Origin of the sequence: Mesorhizobium sp. M7A.F.Ca.CA.001.10.2.1 (genome assembly GCF_003998575.1) — a bacterium.
In the GTDB taxonomy this organism is placed as follows: domain Bacteria; phylum Pseudomonadota; class Alphaproteobacteria; order Rhizobiales; family Rhizobiaceae; genus Mesorhizobium.
Genome location: NZ_RZQY01000919.1, coordinates 1 through 1,796 on the forward strand (window position 1 = coordinate 1; position 1,796 = coordinate 1,796).

Here is a 1,796-nt window from a genome sequence, read left to right on the forward strand (position 1 = left end):
CCGTTACTACAACTCCGTGGTGGCGATCGACGACAAGGGTGAAATCTCCGACGCAGTCGACAAGGTTCACCTGGTGCCGTTCGGCGAATACCTGCCTTTCGCCGATCTGCTCCAGCGTTTCGGCATCGAGCAACTGGTTGCCGGGCCGATGAGTTTCGCGGCCGGCAATGAGCGGCACGCCATCACGCTGCCCGATGGCATCCGTGCGCTGCCATTTATCTGTTATGAGGTGATCTTTCCCGATCTTGTGGCAGTTGACGCTGCGTCAGCGCAGCTTATTGTGAACGTTACCAACGATGCGTGGTTCGGCGACACGCCGGGTCCGTATCAGCATTTCAGGCAGGCCCAGATCCGCGCGGTGGAAAATGGATTGCCATTGGTACGTGCTGCCAACAACGGCATCTCGGCCGTCGTCGATCCGCGCGGGCGCATCGTCGATGCGCTTGCGATCGACGCACGCGGCGCCATCGATGCCCACATACCGATTTCCGGACAGGCGCTCATATCTCCCGGCCAACGGCGCATTAACGGAATGCTGATCATGTTGCTGTTTGCCGTTGGGGCAGCGCTGTTGAACGTAAGGCAAAGGCTACGGGTGAATTGACAGCCAACACATTAGAAACTCATACTGTAAGTGCCTGAAAATTTCTCGAAGCCGGTGGATCGTTCTGTTGGGGCAGTTGCCTCCGGCTTTGTTTGGGCAAGAAAAAATAGAGAAAGCCGAAAAAATTCGGCGAGGAAAAAATGACAGAAGACAACAAGAAGAAACCGAATCCGATCGACATCCATGTTGGCAGTCGCATCCGGCTTCGCCGCAACATGCTGGGAATGAGCCAGGAAAAGCTGGGAGAAAACCTCGGCATCACATTTCAACAGATTCAGAAATATGAAAAAGGCACCAACCGCGTCGGCGCCAGCCGATTGCAGGCGATAGCGTCCATACTCGGCGTGCCGGTCGCCTTCTTTTTCGAGGATGCGCCCGGCCAGGAGCCCGTGGCGGGCCGTGGATTTGCCGAGGACGCGTCGATGGCTTTCGCTGTCGAATTCTGCGGCAGCCCTGAAGGCCTTCAGCTCAACCGGGCCTTTGTCAAGATCGCTGATGCCAAGGTGCGCCGCAGGATTATAGACCTGGTCAAGTCCCTCTCCGCCGACGATCCCGACTGATCCTCAATCACGCCAGCACCGGCGGCGTCTTGCCGCCGGTGGCACAAGATAACTGCATCGACATTCATGCCAGAGCCGAAGCACCGCTTGACGAGCGGCGCTTCGCCCCGCTAACACGTGGCGCGCCAAAATCGGCAGCCTGCCGATCGTTTTTCAAGAGGGGACACCCGTGACGCGGCAGAACTACTTCTTTACCTCGGAATCCGTTGCCGAGGGCCATCCCGACAAAGTCTGTGACCGGATTTCCGACGAGATCGTCGATCTGGTGTATCGCGAAGCCAAGAAGACCGGCATGGACCCGTGGAAAGTCCGTGTCGCCTGCGAGACGCTGGCCACCACCAACCGTGTCGTCATCGCCGGCGAAGTGCGTGTTCCCGACACGCTGCTCAAGAGGGACAAGGCGGGCAATATTCTCAAGGATGCCGCTGGGCATTCGGTCGTCAATCCGGCCAAGTTCAAGTCGGTCGCCCGCAAGGCGATCCGCGAAATCGGCTACGAGCAGGCCGGCTTTCACTGGAAAACCGCGAAGATCGAGGTTCTGCTGCACGGCCAGTCGCCTGACATCGGCCAGGGCGTCGACAATGCCTCCGACCGTCAGGGCGAAGAGGGTGCCGGCGACCAGGGCATCATGT

General features: G+C 58.7%; 3 protein-coding genes. All 3 read left to right on the forward strand.

Going from position 1 to position 1,796, the window contains the following annotated elements; genetic code table 11:
* On the forward strand, nt 1-604 hold a 604-nt coding region (gene lnt, locus EN964_RS33460), incomplete at its 5' end, for an apolipoprotein N-acyltransferase (protein WP_127277374.1).
* A gap of 140 nt (nt 605-744) precedes the next feature.
* Nucleotides 745-1,164, forward strand: a complete 420-nt coding sequence (locus tag EN964_RS33465; protein WP_013527901.1) for a helix-turn-helix domain-containing protein — start codon at nt 745-747, stop codon at nt 1,162-1,164.
* A 169-nt stretch (nt 1,165-1,333) separates the two neighbouring features.
* Nucleotides 1,334-1,796 (forward strand): S-adenosylmethionine synthetase N-terminal domain-containing protein (locus tag EN964_RS33470; RefSeq protein ID WP_281059593.1); only part of this gene is annotated, 463 nt, incomplete at its 3' end.